At 62.7% G+C, this 14,286-nt stretch carries 14 protein-coding genes and 1 pseudogene; 7 read left to right on the top strand and 8 right to left on the bottom strand.

The features are described from left to right. Positions 1–7: 7 nt before the first annotated feature. A complete protein-coding gene (hpxD, locus tag HCH49_RS08695; protein WP_217072747.1) occupies positions 8–1,042 on the bottom strand; it encodes an aromatic ring-hydroxylating dioxygenase subunit alpha in 1,035 nt (344 codons plus the stop codon). 17 nt (positions 1,043–1,059) lie between these two features. Continuing rightward, positions 1,060–2,214, bottom strand: coding sequence for an FAD-dependent urate hydroxylase HpxO (gene hpxO, locus HCH49_RS08690; protein WP_064672246.1), 1,155 nt, complete (start codon positions 2,212–2,214; stop codon positions 1,060–1,062). Between the two features lie 239 nt (positions 2,215–2,453). Here hpxO and uraD point away from each other — a divergent pair, with 239 nt between their 5' ends. Beyond that, positions 2,454–2,954 (top strand): 2-oxo-4-hydroxy-4-carboxy-5-ureidoimidazoline decarboxylase, encoded by a 501-nt coding sequence (uraD, locus tag HCH49_RS08685; protein WP_064672247.1) that lies wholly within the window; start codon positions 2,454–2,456, stop codon positions 2,952–2,954. Then, positions 2,951–3,274, top strand: a complete 324-nt coding sequence (gene uraH, locus HCH49_RS08680; protein ID WP_033145142.1) for a hydroxyisourate hydrolase — start codon at positions 2,951–2,953, stop codon at positions 3,272–3,274. Before uraD ends, uraH begins: the two co-directional genes overlap by 4 nt. Here uraH and guaD read toward each other — a convergent pair. Further along, the gene (guaD, locus tag HCH49_RS08675; RefSeq protein WP_087822301.1) at positions 3,254–4,573 is read right to left on the bottom strand and encodes a guanine deaminase; all 1,320 of its coding nucleotides are present in this window, start codon (positions 4,571–4,573) and stop codon (positions 3,254–3,256) included. The genes uraH and guaD overlap by 21 nt on opposite strands. 99 nt (positions 4,574–4,672) lie before the next feature. Then, positions 4,673–6,169, bottom strand: coding sequence for an NCS1 family nucleobase:cation symporter-1 (locus HCH49_RS08670; RefSeq protein ID WP_023335187.1), 1,497 nt, complete (start codon positions 6,167–6,169; stop codon positions 4,673–4,675). Between the two features lie 144 nt (positions 6,170–6,313). Here HCH49_RS08670 and HCH49_RS08665 point away from each other — a divergent pair, with 144 nt between their 5' ends. From HCH49_RS08665 to puuE, 3 genes and pseudogenes are all read left to right on the top strand, one after another. Continuing rightward, complete coding sequence (locus tag HCH49_RS08665) at positions 6,314–7,030, top strand: GntR family transcriptional regulator (protein WP_047652808.1); 717 nt, start codon at positions 6,314–6,316, stop codon at positions 7,028–7,030. Next, positions 7,030–7,904: pseudogene (hpxA, locus tag HCH49_RS08660) on the top strand (allantoin racemase). The gene HCH49_RS08665 and the pseudogene hpxA overlap by 1 nt, the downstream one beginning before the upstream one ends. After that, positions 7,822–8,721: an allantoinase PuuE gene (gene puuE / locus HCH49_RS08655; protein ID WP_259678411.1), complete on the top strand. Its 900-nt coding sequence runs from the start codon at positions 7,822–7,824 to the stop codon at positions 8,719–8,721. The pseudogene hpxA and the gene puuE overlap by 83 nt, the downstream one beginning before the upstream one ends. 48 nt (positions 8,722–8,769) lie before the next feature. Here puuE and hpxZ read toward each other — a convergent pair whose 3' ends face one another. Genes hpxZ through hpxW form a run of 4 tightly spaced genes read right to left on the bottom strand, consistent with a single transcriptional unit; the run spans position 8,770 to position 12,329 of the window. Continuing rightward, positions 8,770–9,156, bottom strand: coding sequence for an oxalurate catabolism protein HpxZ (hpxZ, locus tag HCH49_RS08650; RefSeq protein ID WP_045354537.1), 387 nt, complete (start codon positions 9,154–9,156; stop codon positions 8,770–8,772). Continuing rightward, a complete protein-coding gene (locus HCH49_RS08645) occupies positions 9,153–10,550 on the bottom strand; it encodes an AtzE family amidohydrolase (RefSeq protein ID WP_221702527.1) in 1,398 nt (465 codons plus the stop codon). The genes hpxZ and HCH49_RS08645 overlap by 4 nt, the downstream gene beginning before the upstream one ends. After that, entirely contained in the window at positions 10,547–10,735 is a 189-nt protein-coding gene (hpxX, locus tag HCH49_RS08640; RefSeq protein WP_033145148.1) for an oxalurate catabolism protein HpxX, read from the bottom strand. The genes HCH49_RS08645 and hpxX overlap by 4 nt, the downstream gene beginning before the upstream one ends. 10 nt (positions 10,736–10,745) lie before the next feature. Then, the gene (gene hpxW / locus HCH49_RS08635; RefSeq protein WP_221702526.1) at positions 10,746–12,329 is read right to left on the bottom strand and encodes an oxamate amidohydrolase; all 1,584 of its coding nucleotides are present in this window, start codon (positions 12,327–12,329) and stop codon (positions 10,746–10,748) included. Positions 12,330–12,472: 143 nt separating this feature from the next. Here hpxW and hpxU point away from each other — a divergent pair, with 143 nt between their 5' ends. Further along, complete coding sequence (gene hpxU / locus HCH49_RS08630; RefSeq protein ID WP_167818240.1) at positions 12,473–13,312, top strand: MurR/RpiR family transcriptional regulator HpxU; 840 nt, start codon at positions 12,473–12,475, stop codon at positions 13,310–13,312. A 191-nt stretch (positions 13,313–13,503) separates the two neighbouring features. Then, positions 13,504–14,286 (top strand): transporter substrate-binding domain-containing protein, encoded by a 783-nt coding sequence (locus tag HCH49_RS08625; RefSeq protein WP_221702525.1) that lies wholly within the window; start codon positions 13,504–13,506, stop codon positions 14,284–14,286.

Genomic DNA, 14,286 nt, shown 5'->3' with positions numbered 1-14,286 from the left:
GCCTCCGTCATACGAGGAAAAATTCGCCAAAGCCCATCTTCTTCAGTCCCCGACGGTAGGCAATTGAGCTCTTATCGGCGGGAATATGGGCTTCCAGCGTCAGATCCAGCGGCAGACTTTCCGGGCGCTGGGTTTCCACCATCAGGCGATCCTCTTCAAAAATGCGCAGATTGAAGGCATGCACATCCTCCACCGGAATATGCAGGTCAAAGTTACGCGCGATAGGGGCGAACATGCGGGTGACGCGCGATGACACGGGCGACGCGGCGTTCATGATGACCAGTCGCGATTCTCCCGGAAAATGAATCGTCAGGGTGGCGGTAAACGGCAGATGCATTTCAAAATGGCGCAGCCACTGGAACCCTTCCGGCGCCTGCACGGGTGAACTGGCGGGATAGTTGCTCACGGAGCTCCAGTAATCGGCAACAAAACCGAACGGCGTCTCCTGCGGTTGATAGGTGGGGACCCGCTGATTATTGGGGTCGGCAAAGGTATCGGTGTGGATCCAGGCAAAGTGCGCCACGTCCAGAAACCCCTCTACCTGACGACCGGCAAAGCCGTTCACCTCAAACGCCGGGCAGTTGATCTGCTGAAATCCGTCGTCATCCCAGTGCGGCATGGTGGGCAGCGGCACAGGATTGTCCGGGTCAAACGCCAGGCAGGTCCAGATCAGGCCGAAGCGCTCTTCCACGGCGTAGTTAATCAGGTTCAGCTTCGCCGGAACGGGCTGGTCGGGGCTGGACGGAATACGGTTGCAGCGCCCGTCCTCCCCGAAGCGTAAGCCGTGGTAGGGACAGATAATCCCGTACTCATCGTGAAAGCCGAGCGTCAGCGGCACGCCGCGGTGCGGGCAGACGTCACGGGCGACCACGACCTGGTCGTTAATCCGGTAAATCACCAGCTGTTCGTCCAGCAGGGTCGCCTTGACCGGCGCCGGGCCGATGTCGCAGGCGCGCGCGACCGGATGCCAGCATTTCGCCAGGCGCAGCCAGTCCTCTGGCTCAAACGTGCAGTGGGCGGGTGGAGTCGGTTCTCTTTTCATCGTTGTCCCTCTTGCGTTCAGCCTAACGGGCCGCCCTGAATGGTCTCGCACAGACCGTTGATGATGCGCTCACCGGTCTCCTCTTTGAGCTCCTGATACCAGGCCTGCGTCAGAGCCATGTCTTTCCCGTGGGTGACGTCGCAGCGTTTACGCGCCTTCAGCACCAGGTCGCGCACCCGGTCGCAGCGCAGCGCTTCGTACTGGCGCAGCGCCAGCGTAATGCTGTGGTTTTCACGCAGGCACTCACCCAGCACCACGGCGTCTTCCATCGCCGCACAGCCGCCCTGGCCGATATCCGGCGTGGTGCTGTGCGCGGCATCGCCGAGCAGCGCGACGTTGCCGCGCACCAGGCTGTCGAACGGCTCAATGTCGTGGATTTCAATGCGGTTGGTCGTTTCAGGATCCAGCGCCGCGATAAGCTTCTGCACCGGCGGCGCCCATCCGCGGAAGTAGCCCGTGAGGTCGGCGCGCAGAGTGGTGCGATCCTCCGCCAGGCCCGCGGGCAGCGGCACGTCAAAAAAGAAGTAGAAGCGTCCGCCGGAGACGGGCATCAGCGACACGCGTTTGCCTTCGCCAACGAAGGTGGTCCACTGGTGCGCCGGGGCGATCTCTTCGTCAATCTTCACCAGCCCGTTCCAGTTCACGTACCCGGCGTAGCGGCGCTCCGGGGTATAGCCCAGCACGTACGGGCGCACGGCGGAGTGGCTGCCGTCGGCGGCAATCAGAAAATCGCCGGCTGCCGTGGTGCCGTCGGTGAAGGTCACGCTCACGCCCGCGCCGTCTTCGCTTACGCGTTCGACGCGCTTGCCGAACTGCACCCTGTCGCGCCCCCAGAAATCCAGCATTTCGCGCTGAAGCTCAGCGCGCGAGACGGGGCAGGGGCGCCCGCCGGTACGCTCAACCAGCGGGGCAAGGCTGAAGCGGGTCAGGGTCTCGCCGCGCCGGTAATCCTTGTAGGCCATAAAACGCATCGGCCCGCCGTAGGTCTCGATGATGTCGCCCATGCCGAGGTGCTGCATGCATTTCACGCCGTTAGGCCAGATGGAGATGGCCGCCCCGACGGGCCGGATCTCTTTGACGGCTTCAAACACGGTACAGTCGATGCCCGCTTTCTTCAGCGCGACGGCGGCGCTCAGGCCGCCAATACCCGCACCAATGACGATTGCTCTCATGCTTCTCTCCTTTTGCAGGGTGTAAAGACATTCAGCAATTTGCGTACCAGGCTGCAGAGTGGCGAAAACGGCGTTGTGAGGGCTACGTTTGCACTGCTAAGGTGCGCAAACGCGGTGAGCGTGCCTTTTTTTGAATCAAAAATTTCCAGTTGAGCTATACGGAATCGACTGTTTCACGCTCGCGTTCAGAGTGGCGTGGTTTGTGCAATAACCCGGAGGAAGACAATAAAGGAGACGCTATGATCGCACTGCACGACTTCAATCATCTTCCCCACGAAAAGGCGTTAGCGCTGATTCACCCCTGCGTGGCGCTCCCCGAGTGGGCCGATGCGCTGGCTCTGGGGCGGCCCTACGCCAGCCGGGACGAATTGTTCAGTACGGCAAACGCGCTGACGCAAAACTGGGACGAAGCGGCGCTGGCGCAGGCCCTGAGCGCCCATCCGCGCATCGGAGAAAAGCCCGCAGGTTCACAGGCGGAGGCGGCGCTGTCGCGCCAGGAGCAGGGCGCGGTGAATGAAGGCGATGCTGCCCTTGCCCGGGCGCTGCGCGAGGGCAATGCCCGCTACGAGGCCCGCTTCGGACGCGTGTTTCTGATCCGCGCGAAGGGCCGCAGCGGCGAGGAGATTTTACAGGCGCTGCACGCGCGGCTGGAGAACAGCGACGCGCAGGAAGTCCGTGCCGCGCTGGAACAGCTGCGGGAAATTACGCTGCTACGGCTGGAAGGAGTTATTAGCGAATGAGCACACTCAGCACCCATATTCTTGATATCTCGACGGGCAAACCCGCACAGGGCGTGACGGTCCATCTCGAACGGGAGGGCGAAATCATGGCCTCGGGCGTGACCAACGTCCAGGGACGCATCGCCGCGTTCGTTCCCTCTCTGCCCGCAGGCCGCTATCGGCTGGTGGCGGAGATCGGCGCGTGGTTTAGCGAAACCGGCCGCGACACGCTATACCCCTGCGCGCAAATTGATTTTGTGACGGGAGAAGCGGCAGACGAGCATTTCCACCTGCCGTTTGTGATTGCGCCCGGCGGATGGTCAACCTACCGGGGAAGTTGACCACACCCGCTCGCCGTTGACCCAGGTCTCGCTGATGTTGCGCTCGTCGCCGAGGGTCATCAGCACAAAAAGCTGCTCGTAGATATCCTGACAGCGGCGATTGCGCAGGCGCTGCAGCGGCGTCACGTCAGGGTCGATTACCACGAAATCCGCCTCTTTGCCGGGCGCGAAGTTGCCAATCTTATCGTCGAGCCTGAGGGCGTGCGCGCCACCCAGCGTGGCGTGGTAAAACGCCTCGCTGGCGCGCAGGCGGTAGCTCTGAAGCTGGCCGACCTTGTAGGCCTCCCCCAGGGTGCGCAGCATGCTGAAGGTGGTGCCCGCGCCGACGTCGGTGCCGATGCCCATCCGCACCCTGTGCTGCCAGCAGGCGGGCAGGCGAAACAGCCCGCTGCCGAGAAACAGATTTGAGGTGGGGCAAAACGCGACTGCCGAACCGGTGTCATGCAGGCACTGCCATTCGCTGTGGTGAAGATGGATCGCGTGGGCAAACACGCTGCGCTCGCCGGTCAGGCCGTAGTGGTGATACACGTCCAGATAGCGCTCGTGCTCCGGCCAGAGGTCGCTCACCCAGGCCACTTCGTTGGGGTTTTCGCTCAGGTGGGTCTGCATCCAGGTATCCGGGAACTCCTCTCTGAGCAGGCTGACCGCGGCGAGCAGCTCGGGAGATGAGGTCGGAGCAAAGCGCGGGGTAATGGCGTAGCCCAGCCGTCCCCGGTGGTGCCAGCGCTGGATCAGCGCCCGCGTCTGCCGGTAGCTCTGCTTCGCGTCTTCGCTCAGGTAGTCCGGCGTGTGTCTGTCCATCATCACCTTTCCGGCGATTAGGCGCATGTTGAGGCGCAGGGCTTCGGTAAACAACGCCTCGACCGATTCCGGATGCAGCGTGCAAAACACCAGCGCGGTGGTGGTGCCGTTGCTTACCAGCTGGTGAATGAAAAATTCGGCGATCTCTTTCGCGTAGGCTTCATCGGCAAACTGGCTCTCCACCGGGAAGGTGTAGGTGGTCAGCCACTCCAGCAGCTGCTCGCCAAAGGCGCCGATCATCTCCGTTTGCGGATAATGGACGTGGGTGTCGACAAAACCGGGCAGCAGAAGCCTGCCGCGCAGGTCGGTGTAGCCCTTGTGGGGGTCAAGATACTGCTCGCCCTCCTGCCACGGCATGTGCGCCAGAATTTTTCCGTTCTGTATAAACAGCACCCCGTCCTCAAGGTAGCGCGCGTGCCGGGCAATCGCGTCTGCGCTGTCGCAGACCTGGGCAATATCAAAAAATGCGCCGCGGATCGCTGTCTGGTAATCCATCATGGTTCCTGCCTTATTGTGTACATAACGGGGTGATAAGGCTCAGCAAGAACGGTGCCAGAATGAACGGGCCGCAGATAGGCTGCGGCCGGAAGGAGGGGGTTACTCTTTTTGCGTTGCCACGCGTGAGCCGAACGACGTCGCGCCCGCCGTCTCGCGATCTTCCCGCGCCAGCCAGCGGTAAGTCACGCCGCCGAGGAAGACGCCGATAAACCAGCTGAAGTTCGCCACCTCATGCAGGGCCGGAATAAAGCTGATCACCAGGCCCACCGCAACGGACGGGATCAGCGCGCCAATGGCTTTCGGGTTGAAACCGTTGCGGTACCAGTATTTGCCCTTTGGCGTGTCGTCGAACAGATCGTCAACCGACACCTTGCCGCGCTTAATCAGGTAGAAGTCGGCAATCAGAATGCCGAACAGCGGGCCGATGAACGCCCCGAGCACGTCCAGGGTGTAGTGGATAAGCTCCGGCGAGTTGAACAGGTTCCACGGGGTGAGCAGGATCGAGCCGACGGCGGCAATCATTCCCCCGGTGCGGAAGCTGATTTTCTGCGGCGAGCAGTTAGAGAAATCAAACGCCGGGGAGACGAAGTTCGCGACGATGTTGATCCCGATGGTGGCGGTTATCATCGTCAGCAGGCCAATCGCTACGGCCAGATCGTTGCCCACGCGGCTGACGGTTTCGATCGGGTCGGTGATCATGCGCCCAAACAGCGACTGGGTGCCGGAGACAATCACCACGGTGACGATGGAGAACAGCAGGAAGTTAAACGGCAGGCCCCAGCGGTTGCCGCGGCGGATCTCGCCCATGCTTTTGCCGTAGCGGGAGAAGTCGCCAAAGTTGAGCAGCGGGCCGGAGAAGTAAGACACCACCAGCGCGGTCGCGGTGATCATCTGCCACGTCTGCTCGCCCGCGCTCAGGGATTTGCTGGCGAGAGTGAAGGATATGCCGTCAAAACCGGTCTTGTATACAATCCAGCCTGCGAGGGCCAGCATCACCACGTAGACCGCCGGACCGGCGATATCAATAAAGCGCTTGATAGCGCTCATGCCGTGCCAGAAGACCATCGCCTGCAGCACCCACATGATGGCAAAGCAGATCCAGCCGAGATGCGACAGGCCCAGGAATGCGCCGGTAGTGAGCGAAGAGAGCGACGGCCAGAACTTGAGCGCCACCAGCATCAGGGCGTTGGCGGCCAGGTAGGTCTGAATGCCGTACCACGCGAAGGCAATCAGCCCGCGGATCACCGCCGGAATATTGGCCCCGAAGACGCCAAACGCCTGACGGCTGATTACCGCGTAGGGCACGCCCGCCATCTGGCTCGGTTTGGCCACCAGGTTGGCGCACAGCTGCACGATGCAAATCCCCACCAGCAGGCACAGCAGCACCTGCCAGCTTGCCAGACCGAGCGTAAAGAAGCTCGCGGCGACAACATAACCCCCCATGCTGTGAACGTCCGACATCCAGAACGAAAAGATGTTGTACCAGCTCCAGTTCTGGTCACGCGTCGGTGCCAGATCCTCATTGCAAAGACGTGGGCTGTAAACCGCACCGGAATCAGCGGCCGTACCCTGCTGCGCGTTTTGACTGTTTGGCATGAAACCTGCTCCTGTGAATGAAAACCCGTTAAGCGGGAGTGCAGACGGTGTTGCAGGATCCAGGCCAAAATAATAAATCTTGTATGCAATATTTTATTTTTATGTATACGATTCGATAACGAAGAGTAAAAGACGGAGTGGTGAATGAACAACATAAACGCCCTGCAGACCGCGCCAGACCTGCATGACAAAGACGAATCGATCTTTCAGGCGCTGATGACCGCGATTGTCGAACATCAGCTGCTGCCGGGGAGCAAACTGCCGGAGGAGGCGCTGGCCGAGGTCTTTGGCGTAAGCCGCACGGGCATCCGCAAGGTGCTTCAACGACTCGCGGCTGTGCAAATGGTCACCTTAACGCCCAAGCGTGGTGCACACGTCGCCAGCCCGACGGTGGAAGAGGCGCAGCATATCTTCCGCACCCGCGCTCTGCTGGAGGTCGCCAACCTGCCGGACGTGCTGGCCCGCTGCCAGCCGCCGCACCTTGCCGCGCTGGACGCCATTATTCGTCAGGAGCAGCAGGCGCACGAGGCCTACGACGGCCCGGCGGCAATTCGCCACTCCGCCAATTTCCACATTCAGCTGCAGGCCATCTCCGGCAACCAGGTGCTGACGGAGATGGTGACCGGCCTGAGCCAGCGCTCGTCGCTGGTGATTGCCACCTGGGGCGCGCCGTGGCGTCAGGGGTGCCGCTGCAACGATCACGAACAGCTGGTGGATCTGCTGCGCCAGAAGGCGCTCCAGCCGCTAAGCGATGCCTTAATGCACCATTTTGAACACATCGTTGCCAGCCTTTGCTTCGAGCGGGCGGGCGAGTGCCTGCCTGATTTTGCCCGGCTGTTTGCCGGCCACAAGGAGTCGTAATGTCATCTGTCTGTATACAAGTGATCAACCCCAACACCAGCCTCGCGATGACGGAAACCATCGGCGCGGCGGCCCGCGCGGTGGCGGCGCCGGGAACGGAGATCCTCGCGGTCTGCCCCAGCGCGGGCGTGCCGTCTATAGAAGGCCACTTTGATGAGGCCATCGCCGCCGTGGGGGTTCTCGAACAGGTTAAGCTCGGCAGAGAGCAGGGCGTGGACGGTCACGTGATTGCCTGCTTTGGCGATCCGGGCCTGCTGGCGGCGCGCGAGCTGGCGCAGGGGCCGGTTATCGGCATTGCCGAAGCCGCCATGCATATGGCGACGCTGGTGGCGACGCGCTTTTCGGTGGTCACCACGCTGCCGCGCACGCTGATTATTGCCCGCCATCTGCTGCACCAGTATGGCTTTCACGATCGCTGCGCGGCGCTGCACGCTATCGATCTCCCGGTGCTGGCGCTGGAAGACGGCAGCGGTCTGGCGCAGGAGAAGGTGCGCACGCGCTGTATACAGGCGCTGAAAGAGGACGGCTGCGGCGCCATCGTGCTGGGCTGCGGCGGCATGGCGACGCTGGCGCAGGAGCTGACGCGCGAGCTGCGCGTGCCGGTCATCGACGGCGTCAGCGCGGCGGTGAAGATGGTGGAATCGCTGGTGGCGCTGGGGCTGTCGACCAGCAAGCACGGGGATCTGGCGTTCCCGGAGAAAAAAGCGTTAAGCGGACATTTTCAGGCACTGAATCCATTTTAATTTTTGGGGGTGGCAATGGGGCTTTTTGAACAGGATTACCCGCGGGATCTGCGCGGCTACGCGGGCAACCCGCCGCACGCGCGGTGGCCGAATCAGGCGCGTATCGCCGTGCAGTTTGTGCTCAATTATGAGGAAGGGGCGGAAAACCACGTTCTGCACGGCGATGCCGGATCCGAGCAGTTCCTGTCGGACATTATCGGCGCGGCCAGCTACCCGGATAAACACATGTCGATGGACTCCCTCTACGAATACGGCAGCCGCGCCGGGTTCTGGCGGATCCACACTGAATTTCAAAAGCGCGGCCTGCCGTTGACGGTCTTTGGCGTAGCGATGGCGCTGGCGCGTCATCCTGAGATCGTCGAGGCAATCAAGGCGGCGGATTATGACGTGGTGAGCCACGGCTGGCGCTGGATCCACTATCAGAGCATGAATATCAGCCAGGAGCGCGAACACCTGCACAAGGCGGTGCACGTGTTGACCGACCTGTTCGGCAAGCCGCCGACGGGCTGGTACACCGGGCGCGACAGCCCCAACACCCGCCAGCTGGTGGTGGAGCACGGCGGCTTCGACTATGACAGCGACTACTACGGCGACGATCTGCCCTTCTGGACGGAAGTGGCCTGCAGCGACGGCTCCCGTAAACCGCACCTGATCGTGCCGTATACGCTGGATGCGAACGACATGCGCTTCGCCACCGCGCAGGGGTTTAACACTGCCGAGCAGTTTTATACGTATCTGAAGGACAGTTTTGACGTGCTGTACGAAGAGGGGGAACGCGCGCCGAAGATGATGTCCATCGGCATGCACTGTCGCCTGCTGGGGCGGCCGGGGCGTTTTCGCGCGCTGCAGCGGTTCCTCGATTACGTGCAGCAGCACGAGCGGGTGTGGGTCTGTACCCGCCAGCAGATTGCCGACCACTGGCGGGATGTGCATCCGTTTAAGAAGTAAGTGTGCCGTGTTTAGCCGGGTGGCGGCTGCGCCTTACCCGGCCTAGGACTACGACATCAAACTCACCTGTGCCGCCACGATCCGCCATCCGTAGGCAAACCGCACCCACGTCTGCTGCTGGCGGCCAATGCGTTCCGTCCCCTCGCGGGTAAACTCGGTGCTGCACACGGCATAATCCTCGCCGAAGGTGGTGATGACGGTGTGGCGCAACGTCCGCTGCAGCCCGGCGGCGGGGCGCGCCGCCCGAAAGGCGCGGATTTCATCAATCCCGTACAGGTTTTCACCCGCCCCCAGACGCACCGTGTTTTTGTCGTGCCAGAACAGCTCGTCCAGCACCGCAACGTTGTTGCTCACCAGCGCGTCTTCATAGCGATAAAACGCGGCGGTCACCTCGGCAACTACCCACGGAAGGTTAATGTCATCGTGATTCATCATGCGGCCACCTCCGCCGGGCGGGCATCGGCGATGCCGCTCCCTTCAAGCACGCGCGCGACGCGCAGGCAGGCCTGCTCGTTAAACGGCGCGGCAATCAGCTGCAGGCCAATCGGCGCACCCTGCGCGGTGCGCAGCGGAACGGTGGTCACGGGCAGGCCCAGAAATGAAATCGGCTGGGTCAGCATCCCCATGCTGGCGCGAATGGGGAGCGGCTGACCGTTAATCTCCATGGTCTGCTCACCCGCGAGCGTGGCGCTGCGCGGCGTTGCCGGCGCGATCAGCACGTCGGCCTGCGCGAACAGGGTTTTAAACGCCTGCCGGGCGTGCGCGCGAAACCGCTGGGCCTGAATGTACCAGGCTGAGGGGATCATCGCGCCTGCCAGCAGGCGTTCCCGGGAGTGCGGCTCAAAACGCTCGGGCTCGCGGCGAAGCGCCGGCAGGTACTGGTTTCCCCCTTCGGAGGCGCTGATGATAAACGCTGCGGAGCGCGCCAGCTCGGCGTCCGGGAACTGCAGCTCATCCCGCACGTCGAGCGCCTTCGCCGCCCGCGCCACGGCGTCTCTGGCATCCGCGTCGCACCAGGTGGTGAAGTAGCCGCCGAGCACCGCGCAGCGCAGGCCGTCAAGCCCGCGATCGAGGAGGGAGCGCGTCTGCTCGCGCGAGCTCTCTGCCTGAAAAGCGTCGCTGCTGTCCCGCCCCTGCAGCGCATCGTAGACGGACGCCAGGTCGCACACGCGGCGGGCAAAGGGGCCGATATGATCGAGGCTCGCGACAAACGGATGGCTGCCGGATCGCGACAGGCGGCCAAAGGTGGGCTTCAGGCCGTAGATGCCGCACAGGGAGGCCGGAACGCGAATCGAGCCGTTGGTGTCGGTGCCGAGCGAAAAGTGCACCAGCCCGGCGGCCACGGCGGCGGCCGAGCCCCCGGACGAGCCGCCCGCAATGCGCGCCAGATCGTGCGGGTTACGCGTCGTGCCGTAGTGGCTGTTTTCGGTAGTAAAGCCGTAGGCGTAGGCGTCCATGTTCACCATCCCGGTCAGCAGCCCGCCCGCGCTGCGCAGCTGGCGCACCGCGAAGCTGTCAGCGGCCGCGGCGGGGCGCTGGCTGAACAGCTCTGCCCCGGCAAGGGTGGTGTGGCCGGCAACGTCGAACAGGTTTTTTACCGCGTAGGGCACGCCCGCCAGCGGGGGCAGGGGGCGCTTTTCGCGGCGCAGGGTATCGATGCTCTCGGCCTCGGCGAGCATGCGCGCTTCCGTCACGGCGGTCCAGGCGCCGATCTGCGGGTTAACGCGCGCAATCGCCTCCAGCGTCTGGCGGGCAATCTCGCGAGCGCTCAGCTCGCCCGCGCCCAGCGCATGCTGGATCGCGCTGATACTCATCTCGTGTAGCCTCATGCTTTGTACACTCCTGCGATCTCCAGACGGTCGTCGAGCGGCAGCGCCATCAGCGGGGCGGCCATGTTTGCTATGCGGCTGAACTGCACCTGCAGCTCGGCGCGGCGGGCATCGTCCAGCGTTACGCCGAGCACGGACTCCATTTGCGCCAGATACGCCTGCCAGTCGGGTTGTTGTGTCGTCATAGTTTTCTCCTCAGAATCCGGCGGCCGCGCCGTTGCTGCGCGGGTCAAATGCCCCTTCGAACAGCCCGTTGGGGTGGCGGACAATCGCGCCCGCGTGGCCCATCGCTTCGCTGAAGTCAGGGAACATTTCCACCTCGTGCCCGAGTGCCTGAAGCCGTGAGACCGTCTCAGCGGTAAAGCGTCCTTCCAGCTTTAACGTGTCCGAGGTTTGTCCCCAGGTGCGCCCCAGCAGCCAGCGCGGGCGGGAAATGCTCTCCTGTAAAGGCACGCCCTGAATCGCGTAGCGGGTAAAAAGCGCGGCCTGGGTTTGCGGCTGTCCGTCACCGCCCATCGATCCGTAGACCATCACGCGCCCGTCCTTAAGACGCGCCGCCGCCGGGTTCAGGGTATGGAAGGGCTGCTTGCCCGGCGCGAGGGCCAGAAGATGATTGGGATCGAGGCTGAACGATGCGCCCCGGTTCTGCCAGACGATGCCGGTGTCGGGCAGCACAACGCCGCTGCCGAACTCGTGATAGATACTCTGGATAAACGACACGGCAAGCCCGCTGTTATCCATCACTCCCATCCACACCGTATCGCCGGGGCCTTTTCCGATGCCCCACGGCGCGGCGCGGCCGTCGTCAACCCTGTCGGCAAGCGCCTGCAGGGCGGCGGGATCCAGCAGACCCTGAATATCGGTTTTCAGCTCGCGCGGGTCGGTAATGTGGGCATCGCGCAGGCCAAAGGCCAGCTTGGTGGCTTCAACGATGCGGTGAATGGTGTCGGCGTCGTCGGCCTCGGCCATGTTCAGGCGGTCGGTGATGCCGAGTATCGCCAGCGAGACCAGCCCCTGCGTCGGCGGGGCGTGGTTAAAGATCTCCCCCTGCTGATGCTGCAGCCTCAGCGGTGCGGTGCGCCGGGCAGCGTGCGCGTTAAGATCGGCCAGCGTCACGGGCAGGCCCAGCGTCTCCATGCCGTGCGCCAGCACGTCCGCCAGCGGGCCGCGGTAAAAGCTGTCCAGACCGTCTTCCGCCAGGCGCGTCAACGTCGTGGCCATGGCGGGCTGGTAAAAGCGGCTCCCGACCTGCGGCGGCTTACCGTCCACCAGCCAGGTTTCCGCGAAGCCGGGGACGTCCTTCAGCTCGTCGAATTTGCTGGCCGTGGCGTGGGCCTGAGAGGCCGTGACCGGCGTGCCGTTCTGCGCATAGTCAATGGCGTCGGCCAGCAGTCGGGACAGCGGCAGCGCCTTGCCGGTCAACTCGCGCGAGACCTTCAGCGCCTCGTCCCAGCCGCTCACCGTGCCGGCGACGGTCAGCGCCGCGCGGGGGCCGCGATGGGGGATATGCGCCAGACCGTCGTAGGCGTCGAGCGTTGCGCGCGATCCCGCCGCGCCGCTGGCATCAATGGCGACAGGTTCGCCTTCCGGCGGCACGATAAGCCAGAAGCCATCGCCGCCCAGCCCGTTCATGTGCGGATAAACCACGGCAACGGTGGCCGCCGCGGCGACCATCGCCTCTATCGCGCTGCCGCCTTCGCGCAGTACCGCCAGCGCGCTCTGGCTGGCAAGATGGTGGGGCGCAACGGCCATGCCGTGCGTGGAGACATTACTTTGCATAGAGAGTCCTCGTAACCCTGAAAGTCACAAGGCGCTGCAAAAGCTGTTCCAGTTCTGAAAGAAAAGTTTCAGTAAACTGGCACGTATAATGAATACGCATAATAAAAGGTACAATGTGATGAAACAAAAGTTACAGAGGCGCTATGGAACAACTGGATGAACGTCTGAAAGCACAGTACCCGTCGCTGTCGCCGCAGGAGCAGCGGGTGGCGGACTTTATTTTCGATCATTTTGACGATCTCATTAGCTACAACAGCGCCGAGCTGGCGCAGCTGAGCGGGGTGTCGAAAGCCACGGTTAGCCGTCTGTTTAAGCGTCTGGGCTATGAGAAATATAAGGACATGCGCGACGAGCTGCGCACCCTGCGCCAGAGCGGGATGCCGCTCACCGATAACCGCGACGCGGTGCAGGGCAATACGCTGCTGGCGCGCCACTATAAGCAGGAGATGGCGAACCTGACCCAGTGGGTCAACGCCCTCGACGCGCAGCAGTTTGCCGACGCGATGGCCTGCATGGTGAAGGCGCGGCGCATCGTCATTATCGGCATGCGTAACGCCTATCCGGCGGCGCTGCACCTGCGCCAGCAGCTGCTGCAGGCGCGCGGACAGGTGCTGGTCCTGCCGCAGCCGGGGCAGAGCCTGAGCGAGGAGCTGGTGGATTTAACGCCGGACGATCTGGTGGTCATGATGGCCTTTCGCCGCCGCCCGCGCATCATCCGCCCGCTGATGCAGCAGCTTCAGAGCCGCGGTATTCCGGTGCTGCTGATGTGCGAGCCGCAGGCGCACAGCCTCTTTCCGCTGGCGAGCTGGCAGCTCTGCGCCCCGCTGGACAGCGTCTCGGCCTATGACAGCTACTCCTCGGTCAACAGCCTGATTAACCTGCTGGCGAATGCCTTCCTGCATGACAGTCTCGATAAAGGCCGTCCGCGCATTCACGAGATTGCCTCCCTTTACCAGCAGCTGGACGAACTCGAACAGCGATAATGGGGCATCAGGCTGGTGCTTTGCATTAAAATGGTGCATCTGACGGGTCGGGAAAATAGACGTTTTTTCGACCCGTCCGCGTTTTATCAGGCTTCATAAGAATATTTTCCGCTTCGCCCTATCTGGCACATTAGTTGCAAAATCATACTCAAAGAATCTTTTGTTTCATGTTAACGTTACGGGGAAGCACCATGAAAAAATTGTTGATTGCACTGGCCGGGGCCGCATGTCTCTTCACACAGCTGCCGGCAAAGGCTGACCAGCTTCAGGATATCGAGAAGCGCGGCACCATTCGCATTGCCGTTCCGCAGGACTTCCCGCCGTTTGGCTCGGTGGGGACCGACCTGCAGCCGCAGGGCTATGATATCGACATGGCGCGCTATCTGGCCAAACAGATGAAGCTCAAGCTGCAGCTGGTGCCGGTGACCAGCGCCAACCGCGTCCCGTACCTGCAAACCGATAAGGTGGATCTGGTCATTTCCAGCCTCGGTAAAAACCCGGAGCGCGAGAAGGTGATCGACTTTAGCCGCGCCTACGCGCCGTTCTTCCTCGGCGTGTTTGGTCCGAAAGGGGCCGAGCTGAAAGACGCCGCCGCGCTGAGCGGAAAAACCATCGGCGTGACGCGCGGGGCGGTGGAGGACATGGTGCTGACCGGCCTGGCGCCGAAAGACGCGGACGTGAAGCGCTACGAAGATAACAACACCACGCTCTCCGCCTACCTCTCCGGACAGGTGCAGTACGTGGCAACCGGTAACCTCGTGGTGGCGGCCATTTCGCGCCAGAACGCGGATAAAGCTCCCGTGCCGAGCTTTATGCTGAAAGATTCGCCGTGCTTTATTGGCCTGAAGAAAAACGAACCGGCCCTGAAGGCAAAAGTGGACGCGCTGATTGAGCAGGGCATCAAGGACGGCACGCTGAACGGCCTGTCCGAGCAGTGGCTGAAGGCTTCGCTGCCGGCCAACCTTGGCGCCTGA

This window comes from Enterobacter sp. Y17, assembly GCF_019730495.1.
GTDB lineage: Bacteria > Pseudomonadota > Gammaproteobacteria > Enterobacterales > Enterobacteriaceae > Enterobacter > Enterobacter asburiae_B.
The sequence above is the reverse complement of the archived record's forward strand: the minus strand, read 5'-3'. Positions and strand labels throughout refer to the sequence as shown.

Coding starts and splice junctions, on each gene's coding strand:
- hpxD (WP_217072747.1), bottom strand. CDS start 1,042: ATGAAAAGAGAACCGACTCCACCCGCCCACTGCACGTTTGAGCCAGAG.
- hpxO (WP_064672246.1), bottom strand. CDS start 2,214: ATGAGAGCAATCGTCATTGGTGCGGGTATTGGCGGCCTGAGCGCCGCC.
- uraD (WP_064672247.1), top strand. CDS start 2,454: ATGATCGCACTGCACGACTTCAATCATCTTCCCCACGAAAAGGCGTTA.
- uraH (WP_033145142.1), top strand. CDS start 2,951: ATGAGCACACTCAGCACCCATATTCTTGATATCTCGACGGGCAAACCC.
- guaD (WP_087822301.1), bottom strand. CDS start 4,573: ATGATGGATTACCAGACAGCGATCCGCGGCGCATTTTTTGATATTGCC.
- HCH49_RS08670 (WP_023335187.1), bottom strand. CDS start 6,169: ATGCCAAACAGTCAAAACGCGCAGCAGGGTACGGCCGCTGATTCCGGT.
- HCH49_RS08665 (WP_047652808.1), top strand. CDS start 6,314: ATGAACAACATAAACGCCCTGCAGACCGCGCCAGACCTGCATGACAAA.
- hpxZ (WP_045354537.1), bottom strand. CDS start 9,156: ATGATGAATCACGATGACATTAACCTTCCGTGGGTAGTTGCCGAGGTG.
- HCH49_RS08645 (WP_221702527.1), bottom strand. CDS start 10,550: ATGAGGCTACACGAGATGAGTATCAGCGCGATCCAGCATGCGCTGGGC.
- hpxX (WP_033145148.1), bottom strand. CDS start 10,735: ATGACGACACAACAACCCGACTGGCAGGCGTATCTGGCGCAAATGGAG.
- hpxW (WP_221702526.1), bottom strand. CDS start 12,329: ATGCAAAGTAATGTCTCCACGCACGGCATGGCCGTTGCGCCCCACCAT.
- hpxU (WP_167818240.1), top strand. CDS start 12,473: ATGGAACAACTGGATGAACGTCTGAAAGCACAGTACCCGTCGCTGTCG.
- HCH49_RS08625 (WP_221702525.1), top strand. CDS start 13,504: ATGAAAAAATTGTTGATTGCACTGGCCGGGGCCGCATGTCTCTTCACA.